Annotated in this window: 21 protein-coding genes; 17 read left to right on the forward strand and 4 right to left on the reverse strand. The window is 25.7% G+C overall.

Annotated features, from left to right (window positions below; genetic code table 11):
- Positions 1 to 25: 25 nt before the first annotated feature.
- The 4 genes from ACZ5EC_RS01965 to ACZ5EC_RS01980 all read right to left on the reverse strand — a co-directional run bounded on the left by ACZ5EC_RS01965 (position 26) and on the right by ACZ5EC_RS01980 (position 3007).
- Positions 26 to 619 carry an Rnf-Nqr domain containing protein gene (locus ACZ5EC_RS01965; RefSeq protein WP_464303287.1) on the reverse strand — a complete coding sequence of 198 codons (594 nt, stop codon included), beginning with the start codon at positions 617 to 619 and terminating at the stop codon, positions 26 to 28.
- A 143-nt stretch (positions 620 to 762) separates the two neighbouring features.
- Positions 763 to 1365 carry an NADH:ubiquinone reductase (Na(+)-transporting) subunit D gene (locus ACZ5EC_RS01970; RefSeq protein ID WP_464303288.1) on the reverse strand — a complete coding sequence of 201 codons (603 nt, stop codon included), beginning with the start codon at positions 1363 to 1365 and terminating at the stop codon, positions 763 to 765.
- Between the two features lie 45 nt (positions 1366 to 1410).
- Positions 1411 to 2061: an FMN-binding protein gene (locus tag ACZ5EC_RS01975; protein WP_464303289.1), complete on the reverse strand. Its 651-nt coding sequence runs from the start codon at positions 2059 to 2061 to the stop codon at positions 1411 to 1413.
- Positions 2054 to 3007, reverse strand: coding sequence for an RnfABCDGE type electron transport complex subunit D (locus tag ACZ5EC_RS01980; protein WP_464303290.1), 954 nt, complete (start codon positions 3005 to 3007; stop codon positions 2054 to 2056). Before ACZ5EC_RS01980 ends, ACZ5EC_RS01975 begins: the two co-directional genes overlap by 8 nt.
- Positions 3008 to 3470: 463 nt before the next feature.
- Here ACZ5EC_RS01980 and ACZ5EC_RS01985 point away from each other — a divergent pair, with 463 nt between their 5' ends.
- From ACZ5EC_RS01985 to ACZ5EC_RS02065, 17 genes are all read left to right on the forward strand, one after another.
- Positions 3471 to 4337, forward strand: coding sequence for a VIT1/CCC1 transporter family protein (locus ACZ5EC_RS01985; RefSeq protein ID WP_464303291.1), 867 nt, complete (start codon positions 3471 to 3473; stop codon positions 4335 to 4337).
- Between the two features lie 198 nt (positions 4338 to 4535).
- Positions 4536 to 5033 (forward strand): deoxycytidylate deaminase, encoded by a 498-nt coding sequence (locus tag ACZ5EC_RS01990; RefSeq protein ID WP_464303292.1) that lies wholly within the window; start codon positions 4536 to 4538, stop codon positions 5031 to 5033.
- Positions 5034 to 5287: 254 nt separating this feature from the next.
- On the forward strand, positions 5288 to 6283 hold the full coding sequence (locus ACZ5EC_RS01995) for a 2-phosphosulfolactate phosphatase (protein WP_464303293.1): 996 nt from the start codon (positions 5288 to 5290) through the stop codon (positions 6281 to 6283).
- 131 nt (positions 6284 to 6414) lie between these two features.
- Complete coding sequence (locus tag ACZ5EC_RS02000; RefSeq protein WP_464303294.1) at positions 6415 to 7467, forward strand: flavodoxin-dependent (E)-4-hydroxy-3-methylbut-2-enyl-diphosphate synthase; 1053 nt, start codon at positions 6415 to 6417, stop codon at positions 7465 to 7467.
- Positions 7468 to 7660: 193 nt separating this feature from the next.
- Positions 7661 to 8215 (forward strand): hypothetical protein, encoded by a 555-nt coding sequence (locus ACZ5EC_RS02005; protein WP_464303295.1) that lies wholly within the window; start codon positions 7661 to 7663, stop codon positions 8213 to 8215.
- A gap of 391 nt (positions 8216 to 8606) precedes the next feature.
- A complete protein-coding gene (locus ACZ5EC_RS02010; protein ID WP_464303296.1) occupies positions 8607 to 9629 on the forward strand; it encodes a LacI family DNA-binding transcriptional regulator in 1023 nt (340 codons plus the stop codon).
- A gap of 169 nt (positions 9630 to 9798) precedes the next feature.
- Positions 9799 to 10902: an ABC transporter ATP-binding protein gene (locus tag ACZ5EC_RS02015; protein ID WP_464303297.1), complete on the forward strand. Its 1104-nt coding sequence runs from the start codon at positions 9799 to 9801 to the stop codon at positions 10900 to 10902.
- Between the two features lie 24 nt (positions 10903 to 10926).
- Positions 10927 to 12027, forward strand: a complete 1101-nt coding sequence (locus tag ACZ5EC_RS02020; protein WP_464303298.1) for a carbohydrate ABC transporter permease — start codon at positions 10927 to 10929, stop codon at positions 12025 to 12027.
- Positions 12028 to 12063: 36 nt separating this feature from the next.
- The gene (locus tag ACZ5EC_RS02025) at positions 12064 to 12954 is read left to right on the forward strand and encodes a carbohydrate ABC transporter permease (protein WP_464303299.1); all 891 of its coding nucleotides are present in this window, start codon (positions 12064 to 12066) and stop codon (positions 12952 to 12954) included.
- Between the two features lie 29 nt (positions 12955 to 12983).
- Positions 12984 to 14303, forward strand: coding sequence for an ABC transporter substrate-binding protein (locus ACZ5EC_RS02030; RefSeq protein WP_464303300.1), 1320 nt, complete (start codon positions 12984 to 12986; stop codon positions 14301 to 14303).
- A gap of 155 nt (positions 14304 to 14458) precedes the next feature.
- Positions 14459 to 16174, forward strand: a complete 1716-nt coding sequence (locus tag ACZ5EC_RS02035; RefSeq protein ID WP_464303301.1) for an alpha-glucosidase — start codon at positions 14459 to 14461, stop codon at positions 16172 to 16174.
- 442 nt (positions 16175 to 16616) lie between these two features.
- Entirely contained in the window at positions 16617 to 17381 is a 765-nt protein-coding gene (locus ACZ5EC_RS02040; protein ID WP_464303302.1) for a basic amino acid ABC transporter substrate-binding protein, read from the forward strand.
- A 116-nt stretch (positions 17382 to 17497) separates the two neighbouring features.
- On the forward strand, positions 17498 to 18169 hold the full coding sequence (locus tag ACZ5EC_RS02045; RefSeq protein ID WP_464303303.1) for an amino acid ABC transporter permease: 672 nt from the start codon (positions 17498 to 17500) through the stop codon (positions 18167 to 18169).
- Positions 18170 to 18177: 8 nt separating this feature from the next.
- Complete coding sequence (locus ACZ5EC_RS02050) at positions 18178 to 18921, forward strand: amino acid ABC transporter ATP-binding protein (RefSeq protein WP_464303304.1); 744 nt, start codon at positions 18178 to 18180, stop codon at positions 18919 to 18921.
- Positions 18922 to 18923: 2 nt separating this feature from the next.
- Complete coding sequence (locus ACZ5EC_RS02055; RefSeq protein ID WP_464303305.1) at positions 18924 to 19598, forward strand: amino acid ABC transporter permease; 675 nt, start codon at positions 18924 to 18926, stop codon at positions 19596 to 19598.
- 79 nt (positions 19599 to 19677) lie between these two features.
- A complete protein-coding gene (locus ACZ5EC_RS02060; protein ID WP_464303085.1) occupies positions 19678 to 21345 on the forward strand; it encodes an IS1182 family transposase in 1668 nt (555 codons plus the stop codon).
- Positions 21346 to 21472: 127 nt separating this feature from the next.
- Positions 21473 to 21970, forward strand: coding sequence for a thioredoxin family protein (locus tag ACZ5EC_RS02065; RefSeq protein WP_464303306.1), 498 nt, complete (start codon positions 21473 to 21475; stop codon positions 21968 to 21970).
- Positions 21971 to 22182: the final 212 nt, after the last annotated feature.

Genomic DNA, 22182 nt, shown 5'->3' on the forward strand with positions numbered 1-22182 from the left:
TTGATAAAAAAATCATTAAAAACATTTAACCAATACTAATCATTCCAGAAAAACCCATAAATGCAATAGCCATTATTCCAGCAATTATTAAGGCAATACCAGCTCCTTCTAATCCTTGAGGAATTTGAGCTTTTTTCATTTTTTGTCTTATGCCAGCCATTGCAAGAATTGCAATCATCCAGCCAAGTCCACTTCCCAATCCATATGCAAAAGAAGAAATAAGAGAATATTTTCTTATAACCATAAATAAACTTGCACCTAAAATAGCGCAATTTACAGTTATCAAAGGTAAAAAAATACCAAGAGATGCATAAAGCACATCAGAAACCCTTTCAATTATCATCTCAATTATCTGTACAAATGCTGCAATTACAACAATAAATACAATATATCTTAAATATACAAGATCCAGTGGTACTAAAATGTAATAATATACAAACCAATTTAATACAGTTGTAAAAGTCATGACAAAAGTTACTGCAAGTCCCAAACCAGCAGATGTCTTTACTTCTTTTGAAACTGCTAAAAAGGAACACATCCCAAGATAGTTAGTTAAAAGAATATTATTTGTAAAAATTGCTGCAAAAAAAATGGCAAATGGATATATAAATTCTTTCATTTTTTCATCTCCATTATTTCAAAATAATTTTATCTTTATTCTTATTTCTTGTTTATATTTTTTTATATATTTATGCTACTTATACTTATATTTTTATAATTTTTTTTTAATTTGATCCTATTTTTTTATTACATCTTTTTATTTTATTTAGTTTCTTTTAGGAAAATCCCTTTTACCAACCATATGAATAAAGCTAACATAAAAAACCCCCCAGGTGCCATTATCATAATAGTCCAGTTAACCCATCCAGCTCCAAGAATGTGATATCCTAAAATAGAACCAGAACCTAAAAGTTCTCTAAAAAAAGCAATAATTAAAAGAACATAAGCATATCCTAGCCCTGATGCAATTCCATCAAAAAAAGCAGGAATTGGTGGATTTGATAATGCAAATGCTTCGGCTCTACCCATTATTATACAGTTTGTAATTATCAATCCTACATATGGTCCAAGTTGTTTTGAAATTTCTGGTAAATATGCTTTTAATATCAAGTCTACAATAATAACATATGATGCTATAATTAAAGTTTCAACCATCATCCTTATTCTTGATGGGATAGATTTTCTTAATATTGATACAGTAAGGTTTGATAAAGATGTTGTAAAAAGTAAACCAGCTGTCATTACCAGCGTGTTAGTAAAAGAATTTGTAACAGCTAAAGTTGAACATATTCCCAGTACCTGTATAAAAACTGGATTATTTTTAAAAAGATCATCTTTGAAAATTGATTTTATATCTTTGGCCATAATTTTTCCTTTGAATTTGATTATTTAAATTTTATTTATTTTATATTAACTGTTATTTTTAATTAACTGTATAAGATTTTCAAAGTTTGAATTAACCAGCTTTAAAACAAAAGTGGAAGTTCTTGTTGCCCCAGTAATAGCATCAATCTCTTTATCCCCTTTAGAAGTTTTTTCTGGGACTAAAACTAAAGGAGGAGTTTTATTCCTAAATTGTTCTTTGAACCATGTTTCAGATATCCTTGCTCCCAAACCAGGGGTTTCATTTTGTTTAATAAATTCAATTCCTGAAATTTGTTTTAAATCTTTAGAAATAGCGATAACTGCTTTAATTTCTCCCCATAATCCAGGTCCATTAATGGGAACAACATAACAAATAAGGTAATTTTCTGCTTCTTTGGTAGAATAAGTTGTAATATCTTTATTATAAACTTTATAAAAAATAACATTACCATTTTTGCTAATTTCTTTTACCTGTGTATTATAAATTTTTTCAATTTCTTTTTTGTTTTCAGGTAATTTAATTCCAGCACTATATAGTATAGCTTTTTGTAAAACAATTTTTTCATTTAATTCAATCATTGGTTTTGTATAAATATAAATAAAGGATAAAATTGAAATAAAAATAATTGTTATGATTAACATAAAAAATATAGTATATAGAGAGTTTTTAACTTTTGAAGATTTTACTTTAGGCATTTTGAACTCCCTGTATTTTTTTTACTTTTTTTCTTTCTTTAATGTAATAATCAATTATAGGAGCAAACATATTACCAAGTAAAATAGCAAACATCATTCCTTCATGCCATATTGCAAAAAGTCTTATCAGAACAGTAAGTACTCCAATCAAAGAACCATAAATCCATCTTCCTGTATCAGTTTGTGATGCAGAAACTGGGTCAGTAGCCATAAAAAACATTCCTAACATAAATCCACCAGTCATCATTGCTGAAAGTGGATCAACAGCTTCCGGTATTTTAAAATACCAGAATATAGATTGAAGGATAGTAAAACTTAAAATTCCAGAAACAACAATCTTCCAGTTAGCAGCTTTTTTGTAAATGATATATATTCCACCTATAAGGATTAAAAGAGCTGAAGTTTCTCCTGTTGAACCGGAAGTTAATCCTAAGAAAACTGTTTTTAGTGAGATCATCCCTTCAGCGATTTCATGTATTGGTGTTGCTGAAGTTATTGCATCTGTAAAATATTTTGTAAATCCTCCAGGAAATCTTGTAAATGGGTCTACCCAATATTTTGTCATAAAAGTACCAAAATTAATGTAAATGAAAGCTCTACCAACAATTGCAGGGTTAAATACATTTTTACCAAATCCTCCAAATACCATTTTTCCAAAAATTATACCAAAAATAATACCAATTGCAGCAATCCAATAAGGTATAGTTGGAGGTAAAGTCAATGTATATAAAATTATAGAAACAAATACAGCAGAAGTAACAGGTTTATTTTTGGGTTTTGTAAATAGAAATTCTGAAACAAAACCAGAAATACCAACTACAATGAGCAAGATTAAAATTTTTAATCCATATAAATAAATAGAAAAAATTATAATGGGTATAAGCGCATATAAAACTCTTTTCATTGGTAATTGCCATTTAATAAGTTTGGTTTTTTTATTTTCCATTTTCCATCCTTGATACCATTTGAATAAATTATTTTTTAACAAAATATTCTATTTTGATTTTAATACAAACTTGTCGGTTGTCAATATTAAGCATAGTTTTTATTAAATAGAATCTTTATCAATATTTTCAACTAAGTATTTAGATTTGTCTAAAATTTAATGAAGCTCTTTTTTTATATAAAAAATCTGATATATTAAAAGCATATGGAATTGAAAAATAGTATAGAAATTTATAAGAAATAATATCGATATAAATAAATGATGTAAATATGAATAAATAAATTTTAGATAGTAATATCAATGAAAGTGTGTAAAAGATAGAAAAAGTTGGTTAAAGTAAATAATTAAAATAAATATAAATAAATTGAATAGCTGTTAATAAATAAAAAAATGTTTTAAAAAAAGTAATGTAATAGAAAAAGTGTTCTATACATTATAAAAAATAAAATAGATAGGTGTTTTTATGGAAAATAATATAAAGAAAAAAATATTAAAATATCAAAAAAATGAGCTAACAGAATCAATAATTTATAAAAAACTTGCAAAAAGAGAAAAAAATAACCATAATAAAGAAATTTTGTTAAAAATTTCTAAAGAAGAAAAAATTCATGCAGATTTTTTTAAATCATTTACAAAAATTAATATTAATCCCAATAGATTTAAGATTTATTTTTATTATGTTATTTCAATTTTATTTGGATTAACTTTTAGTATAAAGCTGATGGAAAAAGGAGAAGGTGATGCTCAAAAAAACTATAAAGAATTAGAAAAGGTTATTCCAAATATTAAAGAAGTTATAAAAGATGAAGAGGATCATGAAAATAAATTGATTCAAGTTATTAAAGAGGAGATATTAAATTATGTTGGTTCAATAGTTCTGGGATTGAATGATGCCCTTGTTGAACTTACAGGAGCATTAGCTGGTTTTACATTTGCATTACAAAAGACTAATCTTGTTGCATTAACAGGGCTTATTACAGGGATAGCTGCAAGTTTCTCCATGGCAGCATCAGAGTATCTTTCTAATAGAGCTGAAGGTATTTCAAAAGATGCATTAAAGTCCTCATTTTATACTGGAGCTGCATATATTGGAACAGTTATGTTGTTGGTACTTCCTTTTCTTATTTTAAAAAATTCTTTATATGCTTTATTAACTTCTTTAATTGTTGCCCTGTTAATAATACTTATCTTTAATTTTTATATTTCTGTAGCAAAAGATTTAAACTTTAAGAAAAGATTTTTTGAAATGGCTATTATCAGTATGGGGGTGGCTTTTTTATCTTTTGGTGTTGGTCTGATTTTAAAGATATTCTTTAATATAGAAATCTAGTTTTTACTAATAAAGTTTATTTAGTTGTATTGATATAAATTTAATAATATTAATGTATTATTTAAGAAATGATTTATTTGAAATTAAATATTAAAAAAATGATTTATTAGAAAATAAATGTAAAAAGTAATGAATGATATGAAATACTAATAAAAACTAATGATATAAAATAATAAAAGACAATAAAAGGGATAAAAAATGGAAAATTTTAAAAATGCTGAGTTAAAAAAACAAATTCCAGAAAGACCTTCATGGGATGAATATTTTTTAAATATCGCTAAAATGGTTTCTACAAGAGCAGCATGTTTTAGAAGACAGGTTGGAGCTGTTATAGTTAAAGATAAAGATATTATATCTACCGGTTATAATGGTGCTCCAACTCACCAGAAAAATTGTTTTGAAATAGGTTTTTGTTATCGAGAAAAACATAATATAAAATCAGGAACTCAATTAGAATTATGTAGAGCAGTAGGTTCTCATGCAGAAAGTAATGCTGTTGTTTTAGCAGCAAAAAATGGACATTCTACTAATCATGCAACAATTTATGTTTATGGGCATTATTTCATTTGTAACCAATGTAAAGCAATAATTGCAAATGCTGGAATTGAAAGAGTTGTTCTTTTAAATCCTGATGGAAAAGTTGAAGAATATTTTCCTGCAAAAGATTGGACAATCCATCCAATTGATCAACAGTAAATCCTTAAATTTATTATTAATTTTAAAATTTAAAATTTATATGAAATATAGTTGTTTATAGAAATGTAATTGTAATAAAAATAGATTCATATATAATACAAATAAAATTGTGATGAAAGATAGGATATATTGATTAATATGCTATAGACTAAAGTGTGTAAAAGACAGAAAATGTTGCTTAAAGCAAATAAATAAAAAAAATAAAAAACGTAAAGTTAGTATTGTTAGAGTTAAAAGAAAATTTGTATAATAATATGAAAAAAATATATAAAATTAATATCTTACATCTAATTAAAGGTGCAAAAAAAGTTGATGGTATTACTGTTATAATTGATGTTTTTCGTGCTTTTACAACTGCATGTTATGTTTTTAATAATGGTGCTAAAAATATAATTCCTGTTGATACTCTGGAAAAAGCTTACAATTTAAAAAAAAGAAATTCAGACTACATTTTAATTGGAGAACGAAATGGAAAACCTCCTGAAAATTTTAATTATGGAAATTCCCCTTATTTAATAAAAGACATTGATTTTAAAGATAGAATTGTAATTCAAACAACCAGTGCTGGAACAAAGGGTATTATAGAAGCAAATAAAGCAGATGAGATTATTACAGGAAGTTTTGTTAATGCTAAAGCAATTGCTGAATATATTTCTAACAAAATATTAAATAAATATAAATATAAATCTTATAATGCATTAAATGAAAAAAATACAAAAAAAATAAAAATTAAAAAAGGAAATAATTTTAAAAATAGAAAAAAAAGTTATAAAGGAAAAGATGACATAAATAATTTTAAAAAGATAAAAGTATCTCTTGTATGTATGGGAAACAAAGGGATAAAATATGCAAAAGAAGATTTTTTATGTGCAAAATATATAGTGAAACTAATTAAATTAAATGTTAAAAACTACCAAATTAATAACAATAATAAAATCAAAAAACTAAATACAAATAAAAATATAAACAAAGAAAATTTAAATATAAATCAGATTGATAGTGAAAAGGTAAAAGTTTATAAAATAGAGGATTTTAAATATTACAATAAAACATTAAAAGATATAGAGTTGATTACAAAATTAATTAAAAAGTTGAAAAAAGCAGGTAAAAGATTTTTTGTTAAAGAGAATCAGAATTTTTCTCCGAAAGAAGATTTTTATTGTTCTTTAGACATCAATAAATTTGATTTTATAATTAAATATAAAGAGGGTAAACTCTATAGAGTTGATAATTTAAAAAATAATGAATAAGTAGTTTAGAAAAAATAATTTTTAAAAAAATTTATAAATTTAAAAATCTTTTATAAATGAGTCTAAAACGAAAAAAGACTATGCTATGAATCATTACTTAAGAATAAATAATATATACTAAGGGGAGATGATTGAAAAAAGTTAAACTTTCAGATGATATAATATTTGGGGATGGGAAAATATATATTCAAACTATGGCTTCTATCCCTTATAAAGATCTTAACCAATTAAGAGAACAAATAAGGAATATAAAAAAAACTGGAATTAAAATAATCAGGTTATCTGCAAGAAACCTTGATGAAATTGAAATTGCAAATAGTTTGAGAAAAGAATATGAAGATGAAAATTTTGTGTTTGTTGCTGATACCCATTTTAATGAAGAGATTTCGTTTAAAGCTTTAGAATTAGGATTTAGAAAGATTAGAATTAATCCAGGTAATATGAAAAAAATCAAATTAAAAGAGATTTTAAAATTTGCATCTGATAATGAAAGAGTTATAAGGATTGGCTTGAATGGGGGTTCTATATCTGAGAGGGTTGGGGATAATTATAATGTAAATGATGTTATAAATGTTATTTTAGATTTCATTGATTTTTTTGAATCACAAAATTTTTATAATATTGTTATTTCAGCTAAATTTTCAGATCTATATTTCAATATTAAAACAAATATAGAACTTTCTAAAAAAATTGATTATCCCCTACATTTAGGAGTTACTGAAGCTGGGGATTATTTATCATCAGTTATAAAGCATTCAATATTTTTTGATCATCTTTTAAGAAAAGGTATAGGAAGTACGATAAGAGTTTCAATTACAGGAGATCCATTAAAAGAGATAGAAGTTGCAAGAGAGATTTTAAAATTGATAGAAGTAAATAAAGGGGTTGAAATTATTTCATGCCCTACCTGTGGAAGAACATGGGGAGATCTTGAAAAATACGTTAATTCATTCAGAAAAGAACTGACAAAAATAGAAAATCAACATATTTTTAGTAAAAAAGTTCATGTTGCAATAATGGGGTGTGAAGTTAATGGTCCTGATGAAGCAAAACATGCAGATTTTGGAGTATCTTTAACAAAAACAAATGCTCTTTTTTTTGAGAAAGGGAAAAGAAAAAGAATAATAGAAAAAAAAGATATTGTAAAAACTCTAATTAATGAATTAGAAAATTATTATTTTTAAAGTGTAAATTTTATATATTTAATTATTTTATAATATTTTACCATATTTTAATTTATGATATTAAAAAAAGAAGTTTATTTTTTTTATTTATTCACATCTATTTATTTTATTTTAATATTTATTGACATCTTAATATTTTATTTTATAATGAATTAACAAAAATAGAGTAATTTTAAAATTTGAGGAGTAAAGTATGAAAAAAGTATTAATCATTGTACTTTTGATTTTGTTGCTGTCTGTAAGTATTTATGCTAAAGGTTCAAAAAGTAAAAATTCTGAATTTGAAGAGTTTTTTACTTCCTATATGAAAACTGGTGATTTGAGTATTTATGCTTCAATCGGATATTGGTGGGGTATTACTTTAAATGCTGGTGCAGATTTGATATTAGGAGAATGGAAAATTGCAAATATATTTCCTCTGGATTATGCAGTTGGTGCAAGATTTTTGTTTGAATCATGGAGTTATTTAGGATATGGATCAACATATTGGGGTTTAGCTCCAATGTTTATTGTACATTGGGGTTGGAACAATATGAATCTTGATTTTTATGAAGGTATTGGTCTTGGATTTTATGGATATACTACCAATTTATCATCAGATCCTTATGGCTGGAGTCCTTTTGGTTTAGGTTTTGCAGCAGTTTCTGGTGTTACATGGTATTTTTCAAAAAATATGGGTTTAATATTAGAATATAGTTATGTTGGATATGTTTCTACATATGGAGTTGGAATTACTATGAAAATGTAAATATTATATCTTGATAAATTTTAGTTAGCAATAATGGTCCAGTTAAATAAATTCTGCTTTATTTAACTGGACTTTTTTTATTTATTAGACGTAAAACACAATTCTTGTTTAAATTATAATATTAAATATTTTTATATTTAAAAATAAAAATTCACAAATTTTAAAAAAAATACTTGACAAATTAAAAATTATGTTTTTTAATTATGTAAACGATTACATCAATATTATAATCCATAATATTTTTTAAATCCTAATTTTATTAAAAAAAATAAAAAAAAACAACAATTTATTATATTGATGTAATCGATTACATAGATATAGTTATTAATCTTATGGATACAAAAATTAAAAATAATTAACAATTTTAAAGTTTTTTTGAAGGGGTTTATAATTGTCATCAAGTGATAAAAAGATTACAATAAAAGATATTGCAAGAATATGTAATCTATCCTCAGCAACAATATCCAGAGTTTTAAATAATTCTCCTAATGTATTACCTGAAACAAGAGAAAAAGTTCTTAAAGTTATTAAGGAATATGATTTTCAACCAAATAAAATTGCAAAGTTTTTAAGAACAAAAAAATCTGATGTTGTTGCATTAATTGTAAATCAAATTGAAAACCCATATACAGCCTTACTTGTATCAATGCTTGAATCTAAATTAAAAAGTTATAATAAAAGTATTATTTTAATGGATATAAAAGGGGATTTAAATCAAGTTCAATATTTTTTAAATATTTTAGAAAGTTTTAATGTTAATGACTTTATAATTCAAATTCCGTATTTGAGTGAAAATATTAAAACAATGCTTAATAAATATAATAAAAATTTTATTTTATATAATTCATTTTCTGAAAATAATGAATACAAAATTGTTTCTATAAATAATTACAAAATAGGACAAATTGCTGCTAGAATGATAAAGAAAAAAAACTTAGAAAATGTCATTCTTTTGGGTGGTGATATTGATAAGGGAATAAGTGAAAGCTTCTTAAGATATAAAGGCTTTTGTAAAGAATTTTACAATATTTCTGATGATGAAATTTTAGCTAAAAAAGAAAAAGAAATTTATTTTGATGTTAATTTTGATTATAAAATTGGATATGAAAAAATTAATGAAATAATAAATTCTTCTCATAAAACCCCTATTGTATTTTTCTGCTTTTCTGACCTTTTAGCAATATCTGCTATGAATTGTTTATATGATAATAATTTAAGTATAGGTAAAGATTATTTTATTATAGGCGTTGATGGAATTTATATTTCTCAAATTTCAAGGCCATATAAGATTACAACCTTAAAACATCCTTTTGAGAAAATGGCTGAAAAAGCTGTAGATTTAATAGTAAAAGAAGTTGAAAAAGAAAAAACTTATTATTTTGATCCTGTTTTAATTAAGGGGGATACTTTTTAAATCAGGGTGGATTAAATATTTAAAAGCGTGAGAATAAATTTGAAAAAGATTAAATTTTTAAAAATATTAAAAAAAATAAGTAAAAAATAAATTAAGCAAAAAATATATTAAAACTAAAAAGAAAAAAAACAATAAAAAAAATTGATAATATTAATTAACAGGAGATGTTATGGCTCATGTTGTTTTAAAAAATGTAAATAAAATTTATCCTAATGGTTTTCAAGCAACATATAATCTTAATATGCATATTAAGGATGGTGAGTTTATGGTTTTTGTTGGACCATCAGGATGTGCAAAATCAACAACTTTGAATATGATAGCTGGTCTGGAAGAGATTACTGAAGGAGAAATTTACATTGATGATCAAATTGTAAATGATATTCCACCTAAAGATAGAGATATTGCAATGGTATTTCAGAGTTATGCACTTTATCCCCATATGAATGTTTTTGAAAACATGGCTTTTGGTTTAAGGTTAAGAAAATTTCCTAAAAAAGAGATAATAATGAGGGTTAATGAAGCAGCTAAAATTTTAAATATAGAGAATCTACTGGATAGAAAACCAAAACAATTATCTGGAGGTCAAAGACAGAGAGTCGCTCTTGGGAGAGCAATAGTTAGAAAACCAAAAGTTTTTTTATTTGATGAACCACTTTCCAATCTTGATGCAAAGTTAAGAGTTCAGATGAGAGTTGAATTAAGTAAATTACATAACAAATTGAAAACAACTATGATTTATGTAACTCATGATCAGGTAGAAGCTATGACAATGGGGGATAGAATTTGTGTTCTTGATAAAGGTAGAATTCAACAAATAGATACACCTTTAAATCTTTATGAAAAGCCTGCGAATCTATTCGTTGCAACTTTCATTGGTTCTCCTTCAATGAATACATTGGAAGGTACATTGGTTGAAGAAGATAATATATTGGTTTTTAAAACAGATAGTGGTATTAAAATTTATCTTGATAAAAATAAAATTAATAAACTTAGAAATCATTCAGGGAAAAGAGTAATCTTAGGTATTAGACCAGAAAATATTGAAATTATTGGAGATAAAGGGAAATCTGAAAATGTAATTAAAGCAACTGTTGATGTTATTGAGAATCTTGGAAATGAAATGTATGTTTATTTTCAATTTAATAATACTCAGATGATCGCAAGAATTGATCCAAAAATTAAATTAAAATTTAATGAAAATATCAATTTGAAACTTGATAATTCTAAAATTCATATTTTTGAAAAGCAAACAGGTAAAAATCTGATAATTTAATAAAACTTTTTAGTTGGGGAAGTTATGAAAATGCAAAACAAAAAAAGAAAAAACAAAATTTATAGATCAAAACTGCTTGAGAGGGAGCAAATTTTAGCTTATAAGCTCCTATTACCAACAATTATAATTCTTTTTGTTATAGCTTTTTATCCATTGGGGCAGGTTTTTGTTACAAGTTTTACAAACAAAAAATTTGCATCAAATCAGAAAACAAAATTTATTGGTATTAAAAATTATAAAGTTTTGCTTACAATGAAAGTTTTTAAAATTCCTTATAAAAAAGATGAAAAAGGAAATATTATTAGAGATCATTCTACTGGTAAACCTATTTATGAAAAAACAGTAAATGTTTTACCAAGAAAACCAATTAGATTCAAAAAATTATTTAAGTTTAAAATTTTTAACAAAGCATATGTAGTGGGTGCAACAGATTCAGATTTTATTAAAGCTATTGGAAATACAATTACTTTTACAATTTTATCTGTTTTTCTAGAAACAATAATTGGTCTGGCAATTGCATTAATTGTTAATAAAAAATTTAAAGGTCAGGGTGTTATGAGGGCGGTTATGTTAATCCCATGGGCAGTTATTACAGTAGTATCTGCAAGAATCTGGGAAGTGATGCTTGTTCCTGATAGAACAGGGATGTTCAATGCTCTTTTATCATCAATTGGTATTGGAAATGGAGATATTTCATTTTTAACTGAAAGTTTGTTGCAAATACCTACAATTGTTGTTGTTGATGTATGGAAAACTTCCCCATTTATGGCTTTAATACTTTTAGCTGGTCTTCAATTAATTCCTGAAGATTTGTATAAAGCAGCATCAGTAGATGGGGCAAATGAGGTTAGAAAGTTTTTTTCAATTACTTTACCATTATTAAGGCCATCTTTAGCTGTAGCATTGGTATTTAGAACTCTTGATGCTTTAAGAGTATTTGATGTTTTTCAGGTATTATTATCAACAAGACGATATTCTATGGCAAGTTACAATTATCAGGTGTTAATAAAATATAGAGATATGGGATTAGCGTCAGCTATTGGAGTAATTATCTTTTTTTTGATAGCTATTTTTGCTATAACATATACTAAAATGGTAGGTATTAACTCTAAAAAAGAATGGTAAAATTTTTTTGTTAAAAATATAAAGATAGGAATAAAAATGGATAAAAATAAAAATTTTAAAAAGAAAAAGGTTTTAAGAAAAGTTATTGGTAGAATTGTATTTTTTTTACTACTTTTTTTAATTTCAGTTTATTTACTTTTTCCATTTTATTGGGCAATTAATTCTTCATTAAAAAATGAAGCTCAACTTGCAATGACACCTACAACTTCAATTCCTGTAAATCCAAAAACTCATAAATTTCAACCAACTTTTTCGAATTATAAATCAGTTTTATCAAATGGAACCTTTTTAAGGGCAATTTTAAATTCAACTATAGTTGGATTAACAACAACTTTACTTGCATTAATTGCAGGATCATTTGCAGCTTTCGCTCTTGGAAAGTTAAGATTTAAAGGTAAAACAATAACTATGTATACAATATTATCAATGACAATGTTTCCTCAAATCACAGTTTTATCTGGTTTATATGCAGTTATAAGAACACTAAAGCTAGATCCTTATACTTCAATGATTTTTTCTTATTTATTGTTTACATTACCATTTACAACATGGGTTTTAACTTCTTTTTTCAGGGAATTGCCTGATGAGATTCTTAAATCTGCCCAGGTTGATGGAGCAACTCAATTTCAAACTTTTAAAAAAATATTGTTACCATTAACTGCTCCAGCATTGGTTACAACGGGGCTTCTTGCATTTATTGCTAGCTGGAATGAATATCTATTTGCATTAACATTTACTTCAATTGCACCTTATGCAAGGACAATACCTGTAGCAATTGCCTTATTTACAGGACAGGTTCAAAGACAAATTCCATTTGGGGAAATTATGGCTGCAGCAGTATTAGTTACAATACCATTAGTTATTCTTGTTCTGATCTTTCAAAAAAAGATAGTTTCTGGATTAACTGCTGGAGCTGTTAAAGGATAAATAAAAACAATTTTTTAGGAGGTTTCTTTATGAAAACTACAAAGTATTTTAAAATTGCATTTGCAATTGTTCTGGCATTAGTTTTAATCTTTGCACTATTTGCTGGAAAACAGGGAAATGAAACTAAGAAAGGGGGGATTGTCACAGTTGCTTGTGGTGCTGTAGGTCAGGAATTGGAGTTGACTAAAGAGGGTGTAGCAATGTTTTTAAAGGATTATCCTCAATATGAAGGGATGATAAAAATTCTTGATACACCTGACCTAACTGATGATAGACTGGGATTATATTTACAATATCTTGAAGCTAAAAGTCCTGAACTTGATGTAATGCAAATTGATGTTATATGGCCTGGAGATCTAGCTGAACATCTTGTTGATCTTTATCAATATGGTGCAAAAGATGTTGCAAAAGATCACTTTGATGCAATTATTAAAAATAACACTGTTGATGGAAAACTTGTTGGTATTCCATGGTTTACTGATGCAGGGTTACTTTATTATAGAAAAGATCTACTTGATAAATATGGATTAAAACCACCTGTAACATGGAAAGAACTACAGGAAGATGCAAAAATAATTCAAGATGGTGAAAGAGCAGCTGGAAATAAAGATTTTTGGGGATTTGTATGGCAAGGGAATGCATATGAAGGGTTAACATGTGATGCATTGGAATGGATTTACTCTAATAATGGTGGTACTATTATATCTCCTGATAAAAAGATAACTATTTATAATAAAAATGCTGTTAAAGCATTAAATATGGCTGCATCATGGGTTGGTACAATTTCGCCTCAAGGTGTTTTAAGTTATGCTGAAGAAGATGCTAGAAAAGTTTGGGAAGCTGGAAACGCTGCATTTATGAGAAATTGGCCTTATGCTTATTCTTTAGGTAATCAGGAAGGAAAGCCAATAGCTGGAAAATTTGATGTTGAACCATTACCAATGGGTGAAGGTGGACAACATGCTGCAACTTTAGGTGGATGGCAATTAGCTGTTAGTAAATATAGTGATAATAAAGAGCTAGCTGCAAAATTAGCATTATATTTAGCATCATATAAAGTACAAAAATTAAGAGCTGTTAAAGGTTCATTAAATCCTACAATCAAAGCATTATATAAAGATAAAGATGTTTTAGCTGCAAATCCATTTTTTGGAAGCTTATATAATGTCTTTACAAGTGCAGTTGCAAGACCTTCAACAGCTACAGCTCCAAATTATAATAAAGTAACTACTATGTTTTATCAAGCTGTTTATAGTGTTTTAAAAGGTGAGGTAGATGCAGATACTGCATTGAAAAATTTAGCAAACGATTATCATGATTTACTTGGATTTCCGATTATTGGAGAGTAATGTTTTTTAATTTTATTTTTAACTAAATTATAAAAACTGTTCCTCCTTAACAAAGTCCGGTGAAATCCGGGCTTTGTTAATATTATATTAATTTAATTTGAAAAATAATTTTATTAGATTAAATTTTTTGAACTGAATTTAAACAGGGAGATTTAATGAAAAAGGTAAATGAGAACAACAATAAACTAAATAATAATTGGTTTAAAGATATTGTAGTTTATCAAATCTATCCAAAAAGTTTTTATGATTTTAATAATGATGGAATAGGAGATTTAAAAGGAATTGAAGAAAAAGTTGATTATCTAAAATATTTAGGTGTAGATGCTATTTGGTTTAATCCAATTTATAAATCTCCTCAAGATGATAATGGATATGATATTAGTGATTATTACAATATTGATGAGATGTTTGGTAATAATGAAGATTTGTTTAGATTATTAGATATTTTTCATAAAAATAACATAAAAATTTTAATGGATCTTGTTATGAACCATACATCTTATCAACATTATTGGTTTCAGCAAGCTTTAAAAGGTAAAGATAATCCCTATAGAAACTATTATGTCTGGGCAAAACCTAAAAATGGAAAAGAACCAACAAACTGGAAGTCTATTTTTGGTGGTTCAGCATGGGAATTTGATCCTGTTAGTGAAGAATATTATCTCCATTATTTTTTAAAAGAACAGCCTGATTTGAACTGGAAGAATCAAGAAGTCAGAGATGAATTTATTAAAATAATTAAATTCTGGTTGGATAAAGGAGTTGATGGATTTAGACTTGATGCAGTAAATGTTATTGGTAAACCTGATAAATTAGAAGATTTTAAAAATCCGGATGATATACAAAATTATCATAATTATCCAATTACATTTGATTACCTTTCTGAAATATATGAAAAAACTTTTAAAAAATACAATGTTTTTGTAATGGGAGAAGTTGCTGAAACAACTGTGGATTTGGCTAATAAAATTACTTCTTCTAAAAAAAAGTGTATGGATGCAGTTATACATTTTGAACATATGAAGATTGATAGAAACGAAAACATGGAAAGATTTGAAAAACGTTCAGTTGATGTCGAAAAATTTAAAAAAATTATAAAAAATTGGAATACCAATCTTAATGAAGATGCCTGGACAACATGGTATTGGGGAAATCACGATTGGGATAGGGCAATTTCAAGATTTGGGAATGTTGAAGAATACTATTTAGAATCTGGTAAAATGCTTGCAACAATTTTACTTACTCTTAAAGGGACTCCAATTATTTACCAGGGTGATGAAATTGGTATGACAAATTGCGCCTTTCCATCAATTGATGAAATCAGAGATAAAGAGAGTATTAACTATTATAAATTAAATATAGAAAAGGAAAATAAAGATGTTTTATTGGATAAAATAAAATCATGTTCAAGGGATAATTCACGAACACCTTTTCAATGGGATAATTCTGATTATGCAGGATTTTCAAAAGTTAAACCATGGATTATGGTAAATCCAAATTATCTAAAAATAAATTTAAAATCTCAAATTGATGATAACAATTCTATATTAAACTATTATATTAAAATGATAGGTATTAGAAAAAAATATTCTAATATTATTAATTTTGGTAGTTTTGAATTGATGGGAGAAAATATTAAAGATCTATTAATATATAAAAGAGAAATTAATAATAGTAGTATGATTGTAATTAATAATTTTAGCAGCAATTATAAAGAAATAAATCTACATGATTTATTAAATAACTATTGTTATAACAATTGCGAAATTATTATTGCAAATTACAAAATTTCGCTGAAAAAATTATTATTTGAAAAAAAGATAAAAAAGTTACCACCTTTTTATTCAGCAATTTTATTTACTAAAAAATAATTAGAAAAGCTAAACTCAATAATTATTATAAAATTTAATTGCATTAAATAGAAAATAATATTTATAATTTCTAACAGAATTAGAATATTATCATTCTAGAATTATAACTAATTTACACATTTTTATTGACATAACCTTTAATTAAAGATTTTATAACAATAAATTTTAATGATTTTAGTATTTAACTTTAATTTATTACTAAACACCAAATATATAAAAATATTTCAACAAAATTTAACTATTTTTAATAAATAACAAAATCTATTATATACTTTAAGTAATCTAATAAAAATCACAATTAAAAATAAATTGTTAATTTAATGTGATATAAGAATAAAATTGTATAATTAAATTTAAAGTTATACTTGTGTTTATCAATAAATATGTCTTGACAAATTTTAAACAAAAATTACAATTTTTTAAAATTAAAGTGGGGGATGTTATGAAAAAAATTAAAATTTTAGTGGCTCTTCTTTTAATATCTGTTTTAATTTTTGCTTTTTTTGCTGGAAAACAGGGTGGAGAAGAGCAAAAACAAATTACATTAAAGATTGGTACAAATGCTGAGTATCCACCTTTTGAATTTAAAGAAAATGGTGAATTTAAAGGGATAGATATGGATTTAGCTAGAATGATTGCTCAAAGAATGGGAGCGAAATACGAAATTATTGATATGGATTTTGATTCTTTAATCCCATCATTAGTTTCAAAAAAGATTGATATGGCTATTGCTGCAATAACAATTACAGAGGATAGGAAAAAAGTAGTTGACTTTTCTATGCCATATTATACTGCTAACCAATCAATTATTGCAAAAAAGGATTCTAATATTGAAATTAAGTCAGTTGAGGATCTTGCTAAATATACTATTGGTAGTCAAAATGGTACTACAGGTCAGATCTATATTGATGATAATTTTATTAAAACTGGCAAAATGCCAAAAGAAAATTTCAAAAAATATGCAACAAATATTGAAGCAATTACAGATATGTTAAATGGAAATGTTGATTTAGTTATTATTGATGATGGTGCTGCTCAGGGTTATATAAAATTAAAACCAATTAAGATTTTATACATTATTGATACAGGCGAAAATTATGGTATTGCATTTCAAAAAGATTCACCTTATACAGATAAAGTCAATTCTATTTTGAAAGACATTTTAAATTCTGATGATTGGGTACAATTAATTAAAAAATATTTCTAATTTAATATTATAGAATAGTTAATATTAAAAAATAGTAAAAAATTATTATACAAAACTAAATTTATAAAAAATGTAGAATCTATGTAAAAGTTGCAAATACAGAATAGGGAAATGAAATGCTAGAATCAATTAAATTTGTTTTTAGTAGCTTACCGCTCCTTTTAAAGGGAGCGGTAGTTGCTATTGAAGTTACTTTGGTATCTATTCTTATTGGATTAGTCTTGGGAATTATTGTAGCTGCATTGAGGATATATGGTTCAAAAACAGTGAAAAAACTTGTTTACCTTTATGAATGGGTATTAAGGGGTACTCCAATTTTAGTTTTAATTTTTATAATTTTTTTTGGATTACCTACTATTAAATTAAATTTTGGACCATTTTTATCAGTTGTTTTAGCTTTGGGGTTAAGGAGTTCGGCTTATCAAGCACAAATTTATAGAGGTGCGATTATGTCTATAGGAAATGAACAAATGGAAGCTGGACTTTCATTAGGTTTGTCTAAAGCTAAATCATTGTATTACATTATTTTACCCCAGGCAGTTAGATTATCATTACCTGGATTTACTAATGAGTTTACAATTGTATTAAAAGATTCTTCATTGGCATATGTTGTTGGTATAGCTGAGATTTTAAAATATGGTAGAAACATAATTGTTCAATCGTTTAGACCTTTTGAAATATATCTTGCATGTGCTATTCTATATTTTATTTTATTTCATTTATTTTATTATCTTTTTAAATATATTGCTAGTAAATATCAGGTTCCAGGTTTTATTATTAAGGGTTAGGAGTTTTTATGGCTTTACTGAGAGTTGAAAATATAAAAAAGCGCTATGGTAAAAATGTTGTTCTAGATGGAGTTTCATTAACTATAAATAAGGGTGAAGTAAAAGTTATAATTGGGCCATCAGGAACTGGAAAATCGACCTTATTAAGATGTATTAATATGTTAGCTCCTCCTGAAGAGGGGAAAATATTTTTAAATGATATTGAAGTTACTTCTCCAAAAACAAATTTATATGAAATAAGACAAAAGATTGGAATGGTATTTCAGCATTTTGCTCTTTTTAATCATCTTAAAGCAATAGATAATGTTGCACTTGGATTAGTTAAAGTGAAAAAAATGCCTAAGGAAAAAGCTTATAAAAAAGCTTTAGAAGAGTTAGCTAAAGTAGGTTTAGCTGATCATAAAGATAAATATCCAGCACAACTTTCAGGTGGACAAAAACAAAGGGTTGGAATTGCAAGAGCTTTAGCAATGGATCCTTTATTGATTCTGTTTGATGAACCAACATCAGCTTTAGATCCAGAATTAATAGGGGAAGTATTGGGTGTAATGCAGACATTAGCTAAAGAAGGGATGACCATGATTGTTGTTACTCATGAAATGGGGTTTGCAAAATCTGTTGCTAATGAAATTATTTTTATGGAAAAAGGCCATATTATAGAGCAGGGACCTCCAAACATTGTTTTTAATAATCCACAAAATGAGAGAACAAAATCATTTTTAAATAAAATTTCTGAATTGTATGGAGAATAAATATGGAATTCTGGAGTAAAATTATACAATATCTTCCAGACCTTTCTCATGGTTTATGGTTAACAATTGAATTAACGATAGTTTCTGCAGTACTTGGATTTTTTCTTGCTATTCCCCTTGTTCTTGGTGTTTTATATGGTAATAAATTTTTTAAAAATTTAGCAAAAGGGTATATTACACTTGTAAGGGGAACTCCTTTACTTGTACAATTATTTTTTATTTATTACGGTCTTCCACCAATTGGCATTCATATTAAACCATTAACAGCAGCGATGATAGGTTTCTTTTTAAATTCTTCTGCATATCAAGCTGAGTATCTAAAAGGTGGATTTTTAGCAATAACTACAGAACAAATGGAAGCAGCTTACTCAATCGGTTTAACTAAATGGGAAACAATTAGATATGTAATTTTCCCACAAGCTTTTAGATTTGCTATACCTGCTTTATCTAACGAGATGATATATTTAATAAAATATACTTCAATTGCTTATATAATTCAGGTACCAGAATTGTTTGCTCAAGCAAAATTTTTTGCATCAGATACATTTTATTTTTTGCAAATTTATTTTTTAATAGGTTTAGTTTATTTATTTTTAGTTTTTATTGTAACTAAATTTTCAGATTATGTAGAAAAGAAATTATATGTTCCTGGATTTGATCTATCTCATTTGAAATAAGTATTAAAAAATCAAGGGGTTGTCTCAAAACTTGGGGACAACCTCTTTTTTTTTATAATTTATTTGCTATAATTGAATTATGAAAAAGAGAAGAACAAAAGTACATAATAAGGTAGTATTTAAAAGATATATACAGGATGAACCACTATTATTTCCAGAAAGATTAGAAGAATATATACCAGAAAATGATATAGTAAGAATAGTAAATGATTTAATAGAAAATATGGATTTAAATTTTCTTTACAGAAGCTATAAAGGAGGTGGTAGAAGTAGTTATCATCCGAAGATGCTTTTAAAGGTAATAGTTTATGCTTATACCCAGAAAATATATTCATCAAGGAAGATAGCCAAGGCATTAAGAGAGAATATATATTTCATGTGGTTAAGTGGGAAGAATTATCCAGATTTCAGGACAATAAACAAATTCAGGAAAGAGAAGTTAGGAAGACATTTGGAAGAAATATTCAGTATATTATTATCCTATTTATATGAAACAGGTTATGTAGATTTAAACAATTATTTTTTAGATGGGACAAAAATAGAAGCTAATGCGAATAAATATAGTTTTGTATGGTCAAAGAGCATAAAAAATTACAAAAAGAAGCTTAAAGAGAATGTAAAGAAATTATTAAAAGAGATAGATTATTTAAATGAAGAAGAAGATAGATATTATGAAGAAAAAGAGTCTGAAGAATCTAAAGGTAAAAAGGAAGTATTAGATTCAAAGAAACTAAAAAAGATAGCAAAAGAATTAGAAGAGGTATTGAAAGAAGGAGGAGAAGATAAAAAAGATAAAAAGAGCAAACAATTAAAAAAAAGTATTAAGAAGTTAAAACAGGATTACATACCAAGATTAGAAAGATATGAAGAGCAGGAAAAGAAATTTAAAGGACGTAATAGTTATTCTAAGACAGATGAAGAAGCTACATTTATGAGGATGAAAGAAGATGCAATGTTAAATGGTCAATTAAAAGCAGGCTATAATGTACAGATAGGCACACAAAATCAATTTATATTGTGGTATAGTATCCATCAAGATAGATCAGATACAAACACCTTAATCCCTCATTTAGAAAGTTTAATATCAAAGACAGGGAGAAAACCAACAAATTTAATAACTGATGCAGGATATGGTTCTACTTATAATTATTTATATTTAAAAAGGAGAGGAATAAATAATTATGTTAAATATTCAGGATATTTTAAAGAAAGTAAAAGAAGTTTTAAAAAGGATAAATTAAACAGACAGAATTGGAAATATGATGAGTCAAAAGATTGTTTTATATGTGCAAATGGGAAAGAATTAAAATATGTTTATACTGCAAGATCTACAAAAAGGAAGAAATTAGAATTATACAAAGTATATTCAACAAATGGATGTAAAGGTTGTATTTATCAGGATAGGTGTAGTAAAGGAAAACCTTACAAGAATATATGGGTAAATCCAGTATTTTTAAAATTAAAATCAGAAGTTAAATCGAATTTATCAACATTAATGGGACAGGAGTTATCATTTAGAAGGAAGATAGAAGTTGAGACCGTATTTGGAGATATTAAACACAATATGGGATTCAGGAGATTTATGTTAAGAGGAATAAATAATGTAAAAATAGAATGGGGATTAATAAGTATAGCACATAATATTAGAAAGTTGTTTAAACTAAATAAAGGAAAAATTTTACCTTATTTTTTATATTTATTAAATAATTCATTTGAAAATTCTTTTATTTTTTCCTTTAATTTATAAATTTTTATATTTTTATTTTTTTTAAAAAAAAGGACTGCCTTAAGATCTAAGACAGCCCCTTTTTTTATTGCAAAATATCTATTTTTTAATTATATTTTTGCTAGTAGCAAATTTAATGGGAGAGAAAATGGGTAGAAAATTAAAATTTACTATTATTGTCTTAATATTTTTAATTTTGTATTTTATTATACCAATTTTTGCTGATACTATAAATTGGATAGATTATACAAAAGCAAAAAAATTGGCATTAGAAAATAATAAACATATGATCTTGTATTTTTATACTGATTGGTGTACATATTGCAAAAAGATGAGTGATACAACTTTTAAAGATCAAAAAGTTATTGAAACTATGAATAAATACTTTTATAATGTTAAAATAAATGCAGAATCTGATAAAGTTATTAATCCTAAGGGTGATGTGAAAACAATGGCTGAGTTTGCATATTATTATAATGTTAGAGGAACTCCAACACTCTGGTTTTTAGAACCTGATGGTACACCAATAACAAATCTTCCTGGATATGCTCCTGCTGATGTATTTTATATTATTTTGAAATATATTCATACTAATGCTTATAAAACTGAAAAATGGGAAGATTTTTATAAGAAAAACAAAAAATAAGCTAAATTTAAAAGAAATTTAAATTTAAATAAGATATAATTTAGTAATATATAAACTATGCACATGAATACTTTAAACATAATAATTTGAGTTATGATATAATAAAAGATGCAAAAGACAGAATAAGTGTTAAAAGCAAATAAATAAGTAAATAATCTTTAAAGTTAATGTTATGTAAAATATTTAATAAAAAACCATATTAATTAAATTTT

It is taken from the genome of Exilispira thermophila (assembly GCF_055389015.1).

Excerpts from the sequence above, each read along its gene's own strand:
- ACZ5EC_RS01990 (WP_464303292.1), top strand. The coding sequence starts at position 4,536 with ATGGAAAATTTTAAAAATGCTGAGTTAAAAAAACAAATTCCAGAAAGA.
- ACZ5EC_RS02045 (WP_464303303.1), top strand. The coding sequence starts at position 17,498 with ATGCTAGAATCAATTAAATTTGTTTTTAGTAGCTTACCGCTCCTTTTA.
- ACZ5EC_RS02040 (WP_464303302.1), top strand. The coding sequence starts at position 16,617 with ATGAAAAAAATTAAAATTTTAGTGGCTCTTCTTTTAATATCTGTTTTA.
- ACZ5EC_RS02005 (WP_464303295.1), top strand. The coding sequence starts at position 7,661 with ATGAAAAAAGTATTAATCATTGTACTTTTGATTTTGTTGCTGTCTGTA.
- ACZ5EC_RS01975 (WP_464303289.1), bottom strand. The coding sequence starts at position 2,061 with ATGCCTAAAGTAAAATCTTCAAAAGTTAAAAACTCTCTATATACTATA.
- ACZ5EC_RS02065 (WP_464303306.1), top strand. The coding sequence starts at position 21,473 with ATGGGTAGAAAATTAAAATTTACTATTATTGTCTTAATATTTTTAATT.
- ACZ5EC_RS01970 (WP_464303288.1), bottom strand. The coding sequence starts at position 1,365 with ATGGCCAAAGATATAAAATCAATTTTCAAAGATGATCTTTTTAAAAAT.
- ACZ5EC_RS02060 (WP_464303085.1), top strand. The coding sequence starts at position 19,678 with ATGAAAAAGAGAAGAACAAAAGTACATAATAAGGTAGTATTTAAAAGA.
- ACZ5EC_RS02050 (WP_464303304.1), top strand. The coding sequence starts at position 18,178 with ATGGCTTTACTGAGAGTTGAAAATATAAAAAAGCGCTATGGTAAAAAT.
- ACZ5EC_RS02015 (WP_464303297.1), top strand. The coding sequence starts at position 9,799 with ATGGCTCATGTTGTTTTAAAAAATGTAAATAAAATTTATCCTAATGGT.
- ACZ5EC_RS01995 (WP_464303293.1), top strand. The coding sequence starts at position 5,288 with ATGAAAAAAATATATAAAATTAATATCTTACATCTAATTAAAGGTGCA.
- ACZ5EC_RS01985 (WP_464303291.1), top strand. The coding sequence starts at position 3,471 with ATGGAAAATAATATAAAGAAAAAAATATTAAAATATCAAAAAAATGAG.
- ACZ5EC_RS02020 (WP_464303298.1), top strand. The coding sequence starts at position 10,927 with ATGAAAATGCAAAACAAAAAAAGAAAAAACAAAATTTATAGATCAAAA.
- ACZ5EC_RS01965 (WP_464303287.1), bottom strand. The coding sequence starts at position 619 with ATGAAAGAATTTATATATCCATTTGCCATTTTTTTTGCAGCAATTTTT.
- ACZ5EC_RS01980 (WP_464303290.1), bottom strand. The coding sequence starts at position 3,007 with ATGGAAAATAAAAAAACCAAACTTATTAAATGGCAATTACCAATGAAA.
- ACZ5EC_RS02035 (WP_464303301.1), top strand. The coding sequence starts at position 14,459 with ATGAAAAAGGTAAATGAGAACAACAATAAACTAAATAATAATTGGTTT.
- ACZ5EC_RS02025 (WP_464303299.1), top strand. The coding sequence starts at position 12,064 with ATGGATAAAAATAAAAATTTTAAAAAGAAAAAGGTTTTAAGAAAAGTT.
- ACZ5EC_RS02030 (WP_464303300.1), top strand. The coding sequence starts at position 12,984 with ATGAAAACTACAAAGTATTTTAAAATTGCATTTGCAATTGTTCTGGCA.
- ACZ5EC_RS02055 (WP_464303305.1), top strand. The coding sequence starts at position 18,924 with ATGGAATTCTGGAGTAAAATTATACAATATCTTCCAGACCTTTCTCAT.